Origin of the sequence: Variovorax sp. Root434, from assembly GCF_001426595.1 — a bacterium.
Classification (GTDB): domain Bacteria; phylum Pseudomonadota; class Gammaproteobacteria; order Burkholderiales; family Burkholderiaceae_C; genus Variovorax.
Genome location: NZ_LMEK01000007.1, coordinates 50,547 through 66,207, shown reverse-complemented (window position 1 = coordinate 66,207; position 15,661 = coordinate 50,547). Strand labels below are relative to the sequence as shown.

The following is a 15,661-nucleotide window of genomic DNA, read 5'->3' as shown; positions in this document are numbered from 1 at the left end:
TTTCCTTACAAATCAATACCTTGGCGCTAGAGCCAAGCAGGCCGACAAGTCGTGCGTCTTAATTCCATCAAGCTTTCGGGCTTCAAGTCGTTCGCCGAACCCACCAACTTCCTGCTGCCGGGCCAACTGGTGGGCGTCGTCGGGCCGAACGGTTGTGGCAAGTCGAACATCATGGACGCGGTGCGCTGGGTGCTCGGCGAGTCGCGTGCGTCGGAGTTGCGCGGCGAGTCGATGCAGGACGTGATCTTCAACGGCACGACCACCCGCAAGCAGGCCAGCCGTTCGAGCGTGGAACTGGTGTTCGACAACGCCGACCACCGCGCCGGCGGCCAATGGAACCAGTTCGGCGAAATCGCCGTGCGCCGCGTGCTCACGCGCGACGGCACCAGCAGCTACTACATCAACAACCAGCCGGTGCGCCGCCGCGACGTGCAGGACGTGTTCCTCGGCACCGGTCTCGGGCCGCGTGCCTACGCCATCATCGGCCAGGGCACCATCAGCCGGATCATCGAGTCCAAGCCCGAAGAGCTGCGCCTGTTCCTCGAAGAAGCCGCTGGCGTGTCCAAGTACAAGGAACGCCGCCGCGAAACCGAGAACCGCCTGGGCGACACGCGCGAGAACCTCACGCGGGTCGAGGACATTCTTCGCGAGCTCAACGCCAATCTCGAAAAGCTCGAGAAGCAGGCCGAGGTGGCTGCGCGCTACAACACGCTGCAAGGCGACGCTACGAAGAAGCAGCATCAGCTGTGGTTCTTGAAGCGCAGCGAAAGCAACGCCGACCAGGCCAAGATCAAGTTCGAATCCGAAAAGGCGATCAACGACCTCGAATCGCGCACCGCCGACCTGCGCCACATCGAGGCCGAACTCGAAACGGTGCGCCAGGCCCACTACGGCGCCGGCGACCAGGTCAACCAGGCGCAGGGCAAGCTGTACGAGGCGAGCGCCGAAGTCGGCCGGCTCGAGGGCGAGATCCGCTTCGTGGTCGAAGGCCGCCAGCGCGTCGAGCAGCGCCTGGTGCAACTGCGCGAGCAGATGGGCCAGTGGGGCCGCCGCCGCGAAGAGGCCGAGGCCGAGATCGAAACGCTGGCCGGTGCCGGCGTGGACGCCGAGGAGCAGGCCATTTTGCTGGCCGCCCAGCTCGAAGAGCACGACGCGCGCATGCCCGAGCTCGAGGAAGCCGTGCAGCGCGCCCAGGACGAGGCCAACGCCCAGCGCACGACCGTGTCGCAGGTACAGCAGCAGATCCAGGTGCTGGCCGCCGACCAGCGCAACATCGAGGAACAAAGCCGCCAGCTCACGCAGCGCAGCGAGCGCCTGCGCGCCGACCAGAACGCGCTGGCCGCGCCCGACGAAGCCCGCCTGCTCGAGATGCAGGAGCAGCACGCCATGGCGCAAGAGGCCGCGAGCGAAGCCGACGCCCGCCTGCATGAGCTGCAGGAAGCCGTGCCGCAACTCGACGACGACCGCCGCGCGAAGCAGCAGGCCGTCAACACCGAGGGCGCCCGCCATGCAGAGTTCTCGGCCCGCCTCGAAGCGCTGCGCGCGCTGCAGGAAAAGGTCAAGACCGACGGCAAGCTGGCGCCCTGGCTCGCCAAGCACGGCCTCGACGGCCTGCAAGGCCTGTGGAGCCGCATCCACGTCGAGCAGGGATGGGAAAACGCGCTCGAAGCCGCGCTGCGCGAACGCCTGGGTGCGCTCGAAGTCAGCCGCCTGGAGATGGTGCGCGCCTTCGGCAACGATGCGCCGCCCGCCAAGCTTGCCTTCTACAGCCCGCCCACCGCCGGAGCGCCCGAAGGCTCGGCCGCGCTGCCGCGCCTGTCCAGCCTGCTTCGCCTGAACGATGCCGGCCAGCAGGCCCTGCTGAACGGCTGGCTGCGTGGCTGCTACACCGCTGCGAGCTTCGAGGAAGCGCTGGCCCAGCGCGCCACACTGCAGCCTGGCGAAGTCATCTACGTGCAGAGTGGCCACGCCGTGTCTTCGCACAGCGTCAACTTCTACGCGCCCGACTCCGAACAGGCCGGCCTGCTGGCCCGCCAGCAGGAAATGGAAAACCTGGAGCGCCAGCTGCGCGCCCAGACACTCATCAACGAAGAAGCGCGTACGGCCCTGGTCCGCGCCGAAGCCGCCTACGCCGACGCCGCGCAGCGCCTCGTGACCGCACGTCGCGAAGCCGCCGAGACCCAGTCGCGCGCGCACGAACTGCAGGTCGAGACCCTGCGCATGACACAGCTCGCCGAGCAGACCCGCGCGCGCAGCCAGCAGCTGGCCGCCGACCTCGGCGAAGTCGACGCGCAGCTCGAAGAACTGCAGGAGAGGCGCATCGCCGCCGAAGGCCGATTCGAAGAGCTCGACATGCAGCTGGCCGACAGCCAGGAGCGCCACGCGCAACTCGACGAGCGCGTGATCGAAGCCGGCCGCGCGCTGAGCGCGAGCCGCGAGCAGCACCGCAGCCTCGAGCGCCAGGCGCAGGAAGCGACCTTCTCGCAGCGCACGCTCGAAGCCCGCCGCGGGGAGCTCAATCGCTCCATCGAAACCGCGGCGCAGCAGACCGTGGCACTGACCGACGAAGACGAGCGCGCCCGGGCCGAACTGGCCCGGCTGTCCGATGCCGCCGCGCAGGCCGGCCTGCAGGATGCCCTGTCGCTCAAGCTCGAACGCGAAGCCGCGCTGGGCTCGGCGCGCAGCCAGTACGACGACCTCACGCTCAAGCTGCGCGCGAGCGACGAGCGCCGCCTGCAGCTCGAACGCGAACTCGATCCGCTGCGCCAGCGCATCACCGAGTTCCAGTTGAAGGAACAGGCCGCGCGTCTGGGCGTCGAGCAGTACCAGCAGCTGCTCGACGATGCCGGCGCCGACCTCGAAGCCATCGAGCAGTCGATCGAAACCGACAAGGTCAAGCTCACTGGCCTGCAAGGCGAAATCGACCGGCTCAACCGCGAGGTGGTCGCGCTCGGCGCGGTGAACCTGGCCGCGCTCGACGAACTCGCCATCGCGAGCGAACGCAAGACCTTCCTCGACGCACAGTCGGCCGACCTGAACGAGGCCATCGGCACGCTCGAAGACGCCATCCGCAAGATCGACGCCGAAACGCGCGACCTGCTGGGCGGCACCTTCAAGGTCGTCAACGAGCACTTCAGCCGCATGTTCCCCGAGCTGTTCGGCGGCGGCAACGCCAAGCTGATGATGACGGGCGACGAAATCCTCGACTCCGGCGTGCAGGTGATGGCGCAGCCCCCGGGCAAGAAGAACCAGACCATCCACCTGCTCTCGGGCGGCGAGAAGGCGCTCACGGCCATTGCGCTCGTGTTCGCCATCTTCCAGCTCAACCCGGCCCCTTTCTGCCTGCTCGACGAAGTGGATGCGCCGCTGGACGACGCGAACACCGAGCGCTATGCCAAACTCGTGACAGCCATGAGCCGCGAAACCCAGTTCCTCTTCATCAGCCACAACAAGATCGCCATGGAAATGGCCGAGCAGCTGATCGGCGTGACGATGCAGGAGCAGGGCGTGTCGCGCATCGTTGCGGTCGACATGGAGTCGGCGGTCTCGATGGTCGAAGCCGCGTAAGCCGAGCGGCACCCATGAGCAGCCTCACTCTCGCCCTGACCATCCTCGGCGGCCTCGTTCTCGCGGCCGTCGTTGCCTACAACACGTTGATGTCGCGCCGCAATGCGCCGCGCCAGCCCGATGCGATCGACATCGCGCTCGATGAAGCCGAGCGCGCATTGGCGGAGAGCGGCGGCGGCATGGAGCCGATGCTGCATGCCGATCCGCACCAGATACAGGGGGCAGACCGCCATGAACCCCTGTTCGACCCCGACCTGCCGGCGCCCAGCGGCGTGCCCGTGGCGACCGGCGAACGCCGCGGCGGGCTCGACCCGCTGATCGACGTGATCGCACCGATCTCGCTCGATGGCCTCGCCTCGGGCGATGCCGCCATCGCCGCCATGCCGCCGACACGGCGCGCGGGCAGCAAGCCGGTGGCCATCGAAGGCCTGAATGAACACACCGGCCAGTGGGAGCCGCCGGTGGCCGGCCAGCGCTACAGCGCTTTCCAGGTCGGCGTGCAGCTGGCCAACCGCACGGGTGCGCTCAACGAGATCGAGTACTCCGAATTCGTGGTCAAGGCCCAGGCCTTTGCCGACGCCGTCAACGGCGCGCCCGAGTTTCCCGAGATGCTCGACGAAGTGGCGCGCGCCCGCGAGCTCGATCAGTTCGCTAGTGCGCACGACGCGCAACTGGGTTTTGTCCTGCGCGCATTGCATGCGGCCTGGAGTCCTGGCTATGTGCAGCAGAACGCGGCGCGGCTCGGCTTCGTGGCCGGCATCATCCCGGGGCGCATGGTGCTACCCACCAGTGAAGCCGGCCTGCCACCGATCCTCGGGCTGGCCTTCGACACGCAGGCCGCGCTGGCCGACGACCCGGCCCAGTCGGCCATCCGCGAACTCAGCCTGAGCCTCGACGTGCCGCAGGTCGACCGTGGCGAAGAGCCGTTCCGCCGCATGCGCGAAGCCGCCGCCACGCTGGCGCGCGAGATGGACGGCGTGGTCACCGACAGCGACGGCCAGCTGCTGCGCGACGAGACAATGGACGTGATCGGCGCCGACCTCGAGCAGCTCTACGACACGCTCGATGCGCGCGACCTCGCTGCGGGCTCGCCGCTGGCACGGCGCCTCTTCAGCTAACAACTCCGACCTCCGGGAGACACCCATGACGACGCGCGACGAAGCGGCACGCGAAGCCGCCGCACTGAGCGAACAGCTCCACCGCCACGCCCATCTCTACTACGTGCTCGACACGCCCGAACTGCCGGACGCCGAGTACGACAGGCTCTTCCAGCGCCTTCAGGCCATCGAAACCGAGTTTCCCGACCTGCGCACGCCCGATTCACCGACGCAGCGCGTGGGCGGCAAGGTGCTCGACGGTTTCGTCAAGGTGCGCCACAAGGTGCCGATGCTGTCGATCCGCACCGAGACCGACATCACGCCCGCCGGCGCGAGCGCCTTCGATGCGCGCGTGCGCAAGGAGCTGGGCCTGTCCGAGGACGGACCACAGGTCGCCTACGTCTGCGAGCTGAAGTTCGACGGCCTTGCCATGAACCTGCGCTACGAGAACGGCGTGCTGGTGCAGGCCGCCACGCGCGGCGACGGCGAGGTGGGCGAAGACGTCACGCAGAACATCCGCACCGTGCGCGAGATTCCGTTGCGCCTCAACGGTACGGCGCCGCCGGTGGTCGAGGTGCGCGGCGAGGTCTACATGAAGCGCGCCGATTTCGACGCGCTCAACGAGCGCCAGCGCCAGAAGATCGCGGACGGGCAGAAGAACGAGAAGGTGTTCGTCAATCCGCGCAATGCCGCTGCCGGCGCGGTGCGCCAACTCGACCCGGCGATTGCCGCGGCGCGGCCGCTGAGCTTCTTTGCCTACGGGCTGGGCGAGGTGACGCCAGCGGCCGAGGGCGGACCCGACTGCCCGACGCAATTCGACTGGCTGCAGCAGTTCGATGCCTGGGGCTTTCCCGTGGCCAGGCAGACGGCGCGCGCGACAGGTGCGATTGAACTCATAGCTTTCCACGAGAACATCGGCCGCCAACGCGACGCCTTGCCCTATGACATCGACGGCGTGGTCTACAAGGTCGACAGCATCGAGCTGCAGCGGCAACTGGGCTTTGTCTCGCGCGAGCCGCGCTGGGCCGTGGCCCACAAGTACCCGGCGCAGGAGCAACTGACCGAGGTGGTCGGCATCGAGATCCAGGTCGGACGCACCGGCAAGCTCACGCCGGTCGCCAAGCTCGCGCCGGTGTTCGTCGGCGGCGTGACCGTGACCAATGCCACGCTGCACAACGAAGACGAGGCGCGCCGCAAGGACGTGCGCGTGGGCGACACGGTGATCGTGCGCCGTGCCGGCGATGTGATTCCCGAAGTGGTCGGCGTGGCGCCTGACAGCCTGGCCAAGCCCGACGATCAGCGCGGCGCAGTTTTCACCATGCCGCACAAGTGCCCCGTGTGCGATTCGGAAGCCGTGCGCGAGGAGGGCGAGGTCGATTACCGCTGCAGCGGCGGCCTGTTCTGCGCGGCGCAGCGCAAGGAAGCCATCCTGCACTTCGCGGCGCGGCGTGCGGTGGATGTCGACGGACTGGGCGACAAGCTGGTCGAGCAACTGGTCGACGCCAACCTGATCCGCACCTTGCCTGATCTCTACAAACTGGGTTTCACCACGCTGGCCGGGCTGGACCGCATGGCCGAGAAGTCGGCGAAGAACCTTGTCGACGCGCTCGAGGCCTCGAAGAAGACTACGCTGCCGCGCTTCCTGTTCGGCCTTGGCATCCGCCACGTGGGCGAAACCACCGCGAAGGACCTGGCCAAGCACTTCGGCAAGCTCGACGCGATCATGGACGCGAGCGAGGAGCAACTGCTCGAAGTGAACGACGTGGGACCGGTGGTGGCGCAAAGCCTGCGCACCTTCTTCGATCAGCCGCACAACCGCGAAGTGGTCGAGCAATTGCGCGCCTGCGGCCTGAACTGGGAAGAGGGCGAGCCCGCCGCCAGGGCGCCGAAGCCTTTGGCGGGTCTGACCTTCGTCATCACCGGCACGCTTCCTACGCTGAGCCGCGACGAAGCGAAGGATAAATTGGAGGCAGCCGGAGCCAAGGTTTCCGGCTCGGTCAGCAAGAAGACCCATTACCTCGTGGCCGGTGAAGAGGCCGGGAGCAAGCTCGACAAGGCGCGTGAAAACGGCGTCGAGATCATCGATGAGGCGCGTATGCTGGAGATACTCGCCAACGGTGTTCCGGCGGAGTAAGCCGCAGAGGTGCCGACAGGCCCTTTACCGGTCGTTACGCGACTTCATCGGAACGCAGTCAACAGGGTCTACAACCTGGCGTTGAAAACTAATCGAAGGCCACAAGGAGTCCCTCATGCAAAAAATTCGTGTTCTTGGTGCTTGCGCCGCGCTCGGCGGCGTTGCGTTGCTGAGCGGCTGCGTGGGCGTGCCCGCCGATCCCTACTATGGCGGCGGCTACTCGTCGGGGCCTTACTACAGCGAACCGTCGCCCGTGGTCGTTTCACCCGCGCCGGTCTACATCCAGGGTGGCGGCTACTACGAGCAGCGGCGTCCGTACTACTACGACCGTCCGTACTACGGCCGGCCAGGCTATCCGGCCGCGCGCCCTGTCTATCCGAATCCCGGCGTGGTCGGACGCCCGTCAGGCAATTGGGGCGCTGGCCGACCGGGCGTCGCACCGCGTCCGCCCGTTACCGGTGGAGGACCAGGCTCCATCCCGACACCGCCGCGCGGCAATGCGCGCCTGTGGACTTCGCCGGACTCCAAGACCCAGACGCCTCCCTGATCGCGGCGGCTGCGGGCCTGTCGCGATAATCCCGCCATGGCCATCCGCGAAATCCTGAAAATGGGCGACCCCCGGCTGCTGCGCATCGCGCAGCCCGTGGCCGCCTTCGACACCGACGAACTGCACCTGCTGGTGCGCGACATGTTCGAAACCATGCATGCGGTCAACGGTGCCGGCCTTGCCGCACCGCAGATCGGCGTGGACCAGCAACTCGTGATCTTCGGCACCGATGTCGTGAATCCCCGCTATCCCGATGCGCCACCGGTGCCGCGCACCGTGCTGCTCAATCCCGTCATCACGCCGCTGGACGACGAGGAGGAAGAGGGGTGGGAAGGATGCCTGTCGGTGCCGGGCCTGCGCGGCGTGGTGCCGCGCTTCGCCAACATCCGCTATACCGGGTTCGACCCCTACGGCGACCCGATCGACCGGGTCGCCACCGGCTTTCATGCGCGCGTGGTGCAGCATGAAGTCGATCATCTGCTGGGCAAGCTGTACCCGATGCGGGTGCGCGATTTCTCGCGCTTCGGCTACACCGAGGTCCTGTTTCCGGGCCTCGACGCGGCAGACGACGATTGAGCCGGTTCAGTTGTATTTGCTGCTGAGCGCGAAGCGGCCGCCGCCCATGAGGGCGATGGCGAGTGCCGCGAACAGGAACATGCCTTGCATTTCCAGTGCCCAGCCGCCTTGCTTGCCGAGCGAGGTCAGGTCCTTCATGTGGACCAGCGTGAAAGCCACGAGCATGTTGATCGCGACGATCCATGCCGCAGGCCGCGTGTAGAGACCGACGATAAGCAGCACGGGCGCCACCACTTCACCGATATAGACCAGGTAGGCCAGCCCGCCCGGCAGACCATGCTGGGCCAGCATGCCGGAAATGAAGCCGACGCCGCCCTGGAGCTTGGCGATGCCGTGCAGCAGGATCAGGACGCCAAGCGCGACGCGCAGGATGAACTTGCCGGTGTCGTCGGATTTGACCATTTGTGTGGATTCCAGTTGTAGTGATTCGAGGGCCGTATGGTAGTGAACCTGCAGCGTCTTCGGGCACCGGATTTGCGTCGGGCTACGGGCATATGCATCAAACCCGTGGTTCTTTGGCAGAGTCTCGTGTCGGCCCGTACACTGCCTTTTGCCTACTGTTGAGGAGAACACCAATGAACAATCGTTTCCGTCCGGCATTGCTTGCCGCAGCCTCCGTCATCGTGCTCGCCGCTGCTGCGCCGGCCTTCGCCGGCAAGACGCTCGATGCGGTCAAGCAGCGCGGCACCGTCAAGTGCGGCGTGACCAACGGCGTGGCGGGCTTTTCCGCACCGGACACCCAGGGCAACTGGTCGGGCCTCGACGTCGACACCTGCCGCGCCATCGCGGCCGCCGTGCTTGGCGACGGCAAGAAGGTCGACTTCGTGCCGCTCAATTCGCAGCAGCGCTTCTCGGCCCTGCAGGCCGGCGAGATCGACATCCTCGCGCGCAACACGACATGGACGCTCACGCGCGATGCCTCGCTGGGCTTCAACTTCACCACCATCACCTACTACGACGGCCAGGGCTTCCTGGTGCCGAAGAAGCTCAAGGTAACGAGCGCCAAGCAACTCAAGAACGCGACCATCTGCACGCAGTCGGGCACCACCAACGAGAAGAACGTGTCGGACTACTTCCGCGCGCAGAACATCCCGGTGAAGACCGTCGTCTTCGAAAGCTTCGAGGCTTCGTTCAAGGCTTTCTTCTCGGGCCGCTGCCAGGCCTTCACGACCGACGCCTCGGCGTTGGCCGGCCTGCGCAACAAGGAAGCGCCGAACCCCGACGACTACGTCATCCTGCCCGAGCTGATCTCCAAGGAGCCGCTCGCGCCGCTGGTGCGCCGTGGCGACGACGAATGGTTCGCCATCGCCAAGTGGGTGCCCAATGCGCTCATCGAGGCCGAGGAGTTCGGCGTCACGCAGGCCAATGCCGACGAGCTCAAGGCCAGCAGCAAGGACCCGGCGCAGCAGCGCCTGGTCGGCACCGGCGAAGACCTCGGCAAGCTGCTGGGCCTCGACAAGGACTGGTCGTTCCGCGCGATCAAGGCCGTGGGCAACTACGGTGAGATGTTCGAGCGCAACGTCGGGCCGAAGTCGGTGCTCAAGCTGCCGCGCGGCTCCAACAACCTCTGGAACAAGGGCGGCCTGATCTACGCACCCCCGGTTCGATGAGCGCCAGGGCCTCGCGCCGCGGGGTCTGGCTGGCATGGGCCGTCCAGGCGCTGCTGGTGCTGGCCGTCGTGGCCGGCGCGGTCTGGGTGGTTCACCATGCGCTCGAGGTGCTGCGTGCACGCGGCGTGCGCTCCGGCTTCGACTTTCTCACCGAGCCCGCGGGCTTCTCGATCAGCGAAGGCTGGCTGGACTTCGACGCGAACCAGCCGTTCTGGCGCGCGTTTCTCGCGGGCCTGATCAACACGGTGCGCGCGGCGGTGCCGGCGGCCATCTTCTCGGTCGTGCTCGGCACGCTCATCGGCATCGGCCGACTGGCGCCGCACGTGCTGCTGCGCGGCATCTGCACCGCATACGTCGAGTTGCTGCGCAACGTGCCGCTGCTGGTGCAGTTGCTGATGCTGGCCTTCGCGATGGCCAACCTGCTGCCCGACCCGACGGAGCCTGTTCGGTTGCTGCCCGGCGTGTGGCTCAGCAAGGGCGGCCTCAGCGTGCCATGGCCCGTGGCAGGCGAGGGCGGCTGGTGGCCCACGCATTTCGAGTTTCCCGAGCGTGGCGACTTCGGCGTGAGTGGCGGCGCTGCATTGAGCCCCGAGTACGTGACCATCGTGGCGGGCCTGACCTTTTATTCGGCCGCGTTCGTGGCGGAGATCGTGCGCGCAGGCATCCTGTCGGTCTCGCAGGGGCAGGTGCTCGCGGGGCAGGCGCTGGGCCTGTCGCCGGTGCAGCAGCTTCGCATCGTGATCCTGCCGCAGGCGCTGCGGGTGATCGTGCCTTCGCTCACCAACCAGCTGCTGAGCCTCACCAAGAACTCGTCGCTCGCTGTGGCCGTGGGCTATCCGGAACTGGTGTCGGTGGCCAACACCACCATCGGTTCGAATGGCCGGGCCTTCGAGTGCATCGCGATCATCATGGCGGTCTATCTGCTGTTGTCACTGCTGATCTCGTTCGGCATGAACCGCTACAACGCGCGCGTTGCATTGCGAGGCTGGCAATGAGGCGCGTCACGCAGGAACCCGTCGCGTGGCGCAGCGAACTCTGGGGTTCGCCGCTGCGGGCGCTGGCGACGGTGCTGTTGCTTGCGCTGCTCGCGTGGGGCGGCTTCCACGCCGTCGAGTGGGGCATCGTGCATGCGGTGTTCCGGCCCGACGCCGAGGCCTGCCGGGCCGTGCGGCACGGCGCCTGTTGGGGCGTGGTGGCAGAGAAGTGGCGGCCGATGCTGTTCGGGCGCTTTCCGTATGAAGAGCAATGGCGCCCGGCCATCGCGGTCGTCGTGCTGTCCGCCGTCACCGTGCTCAGCGCCTGGCCGCGGAGCTGGCGCTGGTGGCTCGTGCCGCTGTGGATCGGCGCGCTGCTGCTGTTCGTGCTGCTGATGCGTGGCGGCGTCCTGGGACTGAGCCATGTGCCGACGAGCCGCTGGGGCGGCCTGCCGCTGACCATCGGGCTCGCGGTGGTGGGGCTGGCGCTGGCCTTTCCGCTGGCCTTGTTGCTGGCGCTGGGCCGCCGCTCGGGTTGGCCCGTGGTGCGCACGCTGAGTGCGAGCTACATCGAACTGGTGCGCGGCGTGCCGCTGATTTCGGTGCTGTTCATGGCCTCGTTCCTGTTGCCGCTGCTGTGGCCGGCCGGATGGCAGCCCGACGTGCTGGTGCGCGTGCTCGCGGGGCTGACGCTGTTCGTGGCGGCGTACCTGGCCGAGATCATCCGCGGCGGCCTGCAGGCCGTGCCGCGCGGGCAGACCGAAGTGGCGATGGCGCTGGGCTTCGGCCGCTGGCCGGTGCAGCGCGACATCGTGCTGCCGCAGGCGCTGCGCCTCGTGGTGCCCGCACTGACCAACAGCGTGGTCGGTACGCTGAAAGACACCTCGCTCGTCACCGTGGTCGGCCTGTTCGAGTTGACGGGCGCGCTGGGCCTGGCGCTGGGCGGTGATCCGACGTGGCGGCCGTTCTATCTTGAGGGCTATCTCTTCATCGCGGCTGTGTACTGGGTGCTGTGCTTCGGGCTCTCGCGCTACAGCGTGTGGCTCGAAAAGCGGCTGTCGGCCGCGCGCTGAGCCGGGCACGGCCGGGGTCCTGTACACTCCGGGCCTTCATGTCGAGCCACGATTTCCACCCCGCATCCGATGCAGCCCTGATGGCTCGCATGATGCCGCCTGCCTCCGCGCAGGCGATGGTCGTTGCTCGAATGATTACCACCATTACCACCGCGGCCACCTGAGCACGCGCAGGTGGCCGTTCCGGCAGCCACCTGGTGTATCGCTCTCTCCCCGAACGAATGAACCCAGCTCTGGCAGCTGGGTTTTGTTTTTTCGTCTGGAGATGTCCATGTACCGCGACCCCGTTGAATCCCTCGAGCCCCTGCACAGCCGCCCTGCGCTGAACCGTACCCTGCGCGTGGGGATGATCGGTATCGGAACCGTGGGTTCGGGCACCTTCCGCGTGCTCGTGCGCAACCAGGCCGACATCGCGGCGCGGGCCGGCCGGGCTATCGAACTTGTGATCGTTGCCGCGCGCAACCTGGAGCGCGCCGCCAGCATCGTGGGAGAGGGCGTTGCGCTCACGGCCGACCCGATGCAGGTTGCCGCGCATCCCGACGTCGACGTGGTCGTGGAGGTGGCCGGCGGCACCGGTCCCGCGCGCGACTGGGTGCTGGCCGCCATTGCGCACGGCAAGCATGTGGTCACGGCCAACAAGGCATTGCTCGCGGTGCACGGCGCCGAGATCTTCGCCGCCGCGCGAAAACAGGGCGTGACCGTGGCCTACGAGGGGGCGGTGGCCGTGAGCATTCCCATCGTCAAGGCGCTGCGTGAAGGCCTGGCGGCCAACCGCATCGAGTGGGTGGCCGGCATCATCAACGGCACCACCAATTTCATCCTGAGCAAGATGCGCGATGAAGGCCTCGACTTCGCCGCCGCGCTCGCGCAGGCCCAGGCGCTGGGCTATGCGGAGGCCGACCCGAGCTTCGACATCGAAGGCATCGACGCCGCGCACAAGCTGTCTTTGCTGGCCGCCAACGCCTTCGGCATGCCGCTGCGCTTCGCCGATGTGCAAGTGGAGGGCATCACCGCCCTGCAAGGACTGGACGTGGCCTGCGCCGAGCAACTGGGCTACCGCATCAAGCTGCTGGGCGTGGCGCGCCGGCAGGCGTCGGGCGTCGAGCTTCGCGTGGAGCCCGCGCTCGTGCCCGCCACGCATCTGATGGCACAGGTGAACGGTTCGATGAACGCCGTCATGGTCAAGAGCGATGCGGCGGGCCTGACGATGTACTACGGTGCGGGCGCCGGTTCGGAGCAGACGGCCTCGGCGGTGATCGCCGATCTCGTGGATGTGGCGCGGCTCGACGGCGTGAATGCCGCGCAGCACGTGCCGCACCTCGGTGTGCATGAGCACGCGACGAACGCCCTGGCGGTGTTGCCGCGTGCCGCCGTGCACACCTCGCACTACCTGCGGGTGCCGGTGTGCGCCGTCAGCCAGATCCAGGCGGTCACGGCCTGCCTCGCGGAGCAGAAGGTGCCGGTGCGCCAGGTCGCGCTGGCGGCTGAACGCCCCGGCGTCGGCCCGCAGGTGCTGGTGCTGACGGGGCCGGTGGCGCAGGGCACGCTGGACCTTGCCGTGCACGCGTTGCAGGCGCGTTCCGAGGTGGCAGGCGCGGTGGCGACGCTGTGCGTGGAGCTGCTGGAGGGTTAAGCCACGAACGCCGCCCGGGGTCGGCCGAAGCATCAGCGCCTGCATTCCTTCAGGGCGCAGAGAGTGCCCCGTCCACCACGTGCTGCGCTTCTTCAAGAATGCGCGCGAGGTGGTCTTTGCCCTTGAAGCTCTCGCCGTAGATCTTGTAGATGTTCTCGGTGCCGGAGGGCCGCGCCGCGAACCAGCCGCTCTCGGTCACGACCTTCACGCCACCGATGGCCGCGCCATTGCCCGGCGCATGGCTCAGCACGTTGACGATCCGGTCGCCCGCCAGTTCGGTCGAGCGGATCTGCTCGGGCGACAGGCTCGACAACCGCTTCTTCTGCTCCACCGTAGCTGCGGCATCCACGCGATCGGACACCGGCTGGCCCAGCGCCTGCGTCAGTTTGGCATAGCGCTCGCCAGGGTCGCGCCCGGTGCGCGCGGCGATCTCGGCCGAGAGCAGGGCGGGCACGAGGCCGTCCTTGTCGGTGGTCCACACCGAGCCGTCCTTGCGCAGGAAGGTCGCGCCCGCGCTTTCTTCGCCGCCGAAAGCCAGCGACGCATCGACCAGCCCGTCGACGAACCACTTGAAGCCCACCGGAACCTCGTACAGCCTGCGCACTAGCCGCGCCGTCACGCGGTCGATCATCTGGCTGCTGACCACCGTCTTGCCGACGGCCGCCTGCGCCGGCCATTGCGGGCGGTGCGTGTAGAGGTAGTCGATCATCACCGCGAGGTAGCTGTTGGGCTGCATCAGGCCCGTGCTGCCCGCCACGATGCCGTGGCGGTCATGGTCGGTGTCGCAGGCGAAGGCGATGCCGAAGCGGCCCTGCAGTTCGATCAGCTTGTGCATGGCGTCGGGCGACGACGGGTCCATGCGGATGCGGCCGTCCCAGTCGAGCGACATGAAGCGGAAGGTCGGGTCGACCTCCTGGCTCAGTACGTTCAGCCGCGCGAGCTTGTAGCGCTCGGCAATCGCGGGCCAGTAGCGCACGCCTGCGCCGCCCAGCGGGTCGACGCCCAGGTCGATGTCGACGCCGCGAATGGCATCCATATCGAGCACCTGCGCCAGGTCTTCGACATAGGTGTTCAGGTAGTCGTGCCGGTGCGTGGTCGAGGCGCGTAGCGCCTGCGCGAGCGGCATGCGCTTCACACCTTCGAGCCCGTTGGCCAGCATCCTGTTGGCGGCCGCCTCGACGGCCGAGGTGATGTCGGTGCCCGCCGGTCCACCGTTCGGCGGGTTGTACTTGAAGCCGCCGCTCTCGGGTGGGTTGTGCGAAGGGGTGATGACGATGCCGTCGGCGAGTCCCGTCGTGCGCCCGCGGTTGAAGGCCAGGATGGCGTGCGACACGGCCGGCGTCGGCGTGTATTCGTCATCCTTCGAGATCATCAGCTCGACCCCGTTGGCCGCGAGTACCTCGACGGCGCTGTTGAAGGCAGGTGTCGACAGCGCGTGCGTGTCGATCCCGAGGAACAGCGGCCCGTCGATGCCTTTCTGCTTGCGGTAGTCGCAGATCGCCTGGCTGATCGCCAGCACGTGCCATTCGTTGAACGCATCGTCGAACGAGGAGCCGCGGTGCCCCGAGGTGCCGAAGGCCACGCGCTGGCTCGGCACCGACGGATCGGGCCGTCCGGTGTAGTAGGCGGAGATCAGGCGCGGTACGTTGACCAGCAGTTCGATGGGTGCGGGCTTTCCCGCGAGAGGGTTGGTTGCTTGGCTCATGCGGGTGGAAAGTCGAGGTTGACGATGTCGCCGATGCGCTCGATGGCGATGTCGGCGGGCGCATATGCGGCGTTGGCCTGCGTGTCGAGCGCATAGTGCCCCTGCCGCACAAAGACCGTCGTCAGGCGCGATCCCCAGATGGCCTTCATGGCTGAGAGGATGCGCAGCTTGTCGTCGATCATCACGTAGTGCCGCGCGGGGTAGCACTGCTCGACGGCGTCGAGCATCTGTTCCTTGTGCACGTAGATCAGCACGCGGCCCTCTGTGGCGTCCCAAAGGCCGGAGCGTTGCACCTTGCGCGGCTGGAACACGACGTCGCCGTCGGACAGGATCACCGTGGGCCCGCGCTCGCGCAGGTGCTTCAGCGTCTCCAGCGCGCCGGGGTAGAGCCGGTCGGCAAAGGGGTAGTCGATGAGAAATTCCGACATCAGCAGCAGCCGCGAATTGCTCATGCCGCGGCTGCTTTCCTCGGCGCGGTAGCGTTGCAGGGCGCCGAGGTAGTCGACATAGCCGAGCTCGTTGCGCAATTGCTCGAAGGCCGTCCAGTAGCGGCTGGCGCTTTCGGCGCCGAAGGACTGTTCGAGATGGGTGCGAAGGTCGGCGATGATGCCGTCGTTGTCGAGCAGGGTGTTGTCGACGTCGATCAGAAAAACGGTGGCAGGGGGCGGTGTCATGGTGTGTGGCGGGTGGGCCTGAACTGCGCGCGTCGCTTCCAGCATACGCCTCGAATGCGACTCCGAACGGC

General features: G+C 67.4%; 12 protein-coding genes. 9 read left to right on the top strand and 3 right to left on the bottom strand.

The features are described 5' to 3' along the window. Window positions 1–51: 51 nt before the first annotated feature. From smc to def, 5 genes are all read left to right on the top strand, one after another. Window positions 52–3,567, top strand: coding sequence for a chromosome segregation protein SMC (gene smc / locus ASD05_RS08845; protein WP_056590577.1), 3,516 nt, complete (start codon window positions 52–54; stop codon window positions 3,565–3,567). 14 nt (window positions 3,568–3,581) lie between these two features. Next, on the top strand, window positions 3,582–4,685 hold the full coding sequence (locus ASD05_RS08840; RefSeq protein WP_056590574.1) for a cell division protein ZipA C-terminal FtsZ-binding domain-containing protein: 1,104 nt from the start codon (window positions 3,582–3,584) through the stop codon (window positions 4,683–4,685). Between the two features lie 25 nt (window positions 4,686–4,710). After that, window positions 4,711–6,798 (top strand): NAD-dependent DNA ligase LigA, encoded by a 2,088-nt coding sequence (gene ligA, locus ASD05_RS08835; RefSeq protein WP_056590571.1) that lies wholly within the window; start codon window positions 4,711–4,713, stop codon window positions 6,796–6,798. Window positions 6,799–6,913: 115 nt separating this feature from the next. Next, a complete protein-coding gene (locus ASD05_RS29415; protein ID WP_082572018.1) occupies window positions 6,914–7,345 on the top strand; it encodes a hypothetical protein in 432 nt (143 codons plus the stop codon). A gap of 36 nt (window positions 7,346–7,381) precedes the next feature. Next, window positions 7,382–7,921 carry a peptide deformylase gene (def, locus tag ASD05_RS08830; protein ID WP_056590568.1) on the top strand — a complete coding sequence of 180 codons (540 nt, stop codon included), beginning with the start codon at window positions 7,382–7,384 and terminating at the stop codon, window positions 7,919–7,921. 6 nt (window positions 7,922–7,927) lie between these two features. Here def and ASD05_RS08825 read toward each other — a convergent pair whose 3' ends face one another. Further along, a complete protein-coding gene (locus ASD05_RS08825; protein WP_056590565.1) occupies window positions 7,928–8,323 on the bottom strand; it encodes a DoxX family protein in 396 nt (131 codons plus the stop codon). Window positions 8,324–8,496: 173 nt separating this feature from the next. Between ASD05_RS08825 and ASD05_RS08820 the strand changes: the two genes are divergently transcribed. The 4 genes from ASD05_RS08820 to ASD05_RS08805 all read left to right on the top strand — a co-directional run bounded on the left by ASD05_RS08820 (window position 8,497) and on the right by ASD05_RS08805 (window position 13,211). Then, complete coding sequence (locus tag ASD05_RS08820) at window positions 8,497–9,531, top strand: amino acid ABC transporter substrate-binding protein (RefSeq protein WP_056590562.1); 1,035 nt, start codon at window positions 8,497–8,499, stop codon at window positions 9,529–9,531. After that, window positions 9,528–10,526 carry an amino acid ABC transporter permease gene (locus tag ASD05_RS08815; protein ID WP_056590559.1) on the top strand — a complete coding sequence of 333 codons (999 nt, stop codon included), beginning with the start codon at window positions 9,528–9,530 and terminating at the stop codon, window positions 10,524–10,526. The genes ASD05_RS08820 and ASD05_RS08815 overlap by 4 nt, the downstream gene beginning before the upstream one ends. Beyond that, complete coding sequence (locus ASD05_RS08810; protein ID WP_056590556.1) at window positions 10,523–11,578, top strand: amino acid ABC transporter permease; 1,056 nt, start codon at window positions 10,523–10,525, stop codon at window positions 11,576–11,578. Before ASD05_RS08815 ends, ASD05_RS08810 begins: the two co-directional genes overlap by 4 nt. A gap of 271 nt (window positions 11,579–11,849) precedes the next feature. Next, a complete protein-coding gene (locus ASD05_RS08805; protein ID WP_056590553.1) occupies window positions 11,850–13,211 on the top strand; it encodes a homoserine dehydrogenase in 1,362 nt (453 codons plus the stop codon). Window positions 13,212–13,260: 49 nt separating this feature from the next. Here ASD05_RS08805 and pgm read toward each other — a convergent pair whose 3' ends face one another. Together pgm and ASD05_RS08795 are read right to left on the bottom strand one after the other, a co-directional pair. Continuing rightward, the gene (gene pgm / locus ASD05_RS08800; protein WP_056590550.1) at window positions 13,261–14,916 is read right to left on the bottom strand and encodes a phosphoglucomutase (alpha-D-glucose-1,6-bisphosphate-dependent); all 1,656 of its coding nucleotides are present in this window, start codon (window positions 14,914–14,916) and stop codon (window positions 13,261–13,263) included. After that, on the bottom strand, window positions 14,913–15,590 hold the full coding sequence (locus tag ASD05_RS08795) for an HAD family hydrolase (protein ID WP_056590671.1): 678 nt from the start codon (window positions 15,588–15,590) through the stop codon (window positions 14,913–14,915). Before ASD05_RS08795 ends, pgm begins: the two co-directional genes overlap by 4 nt. Window positions 15,591–15,661 lie beyond the last annotated feature (71 nt).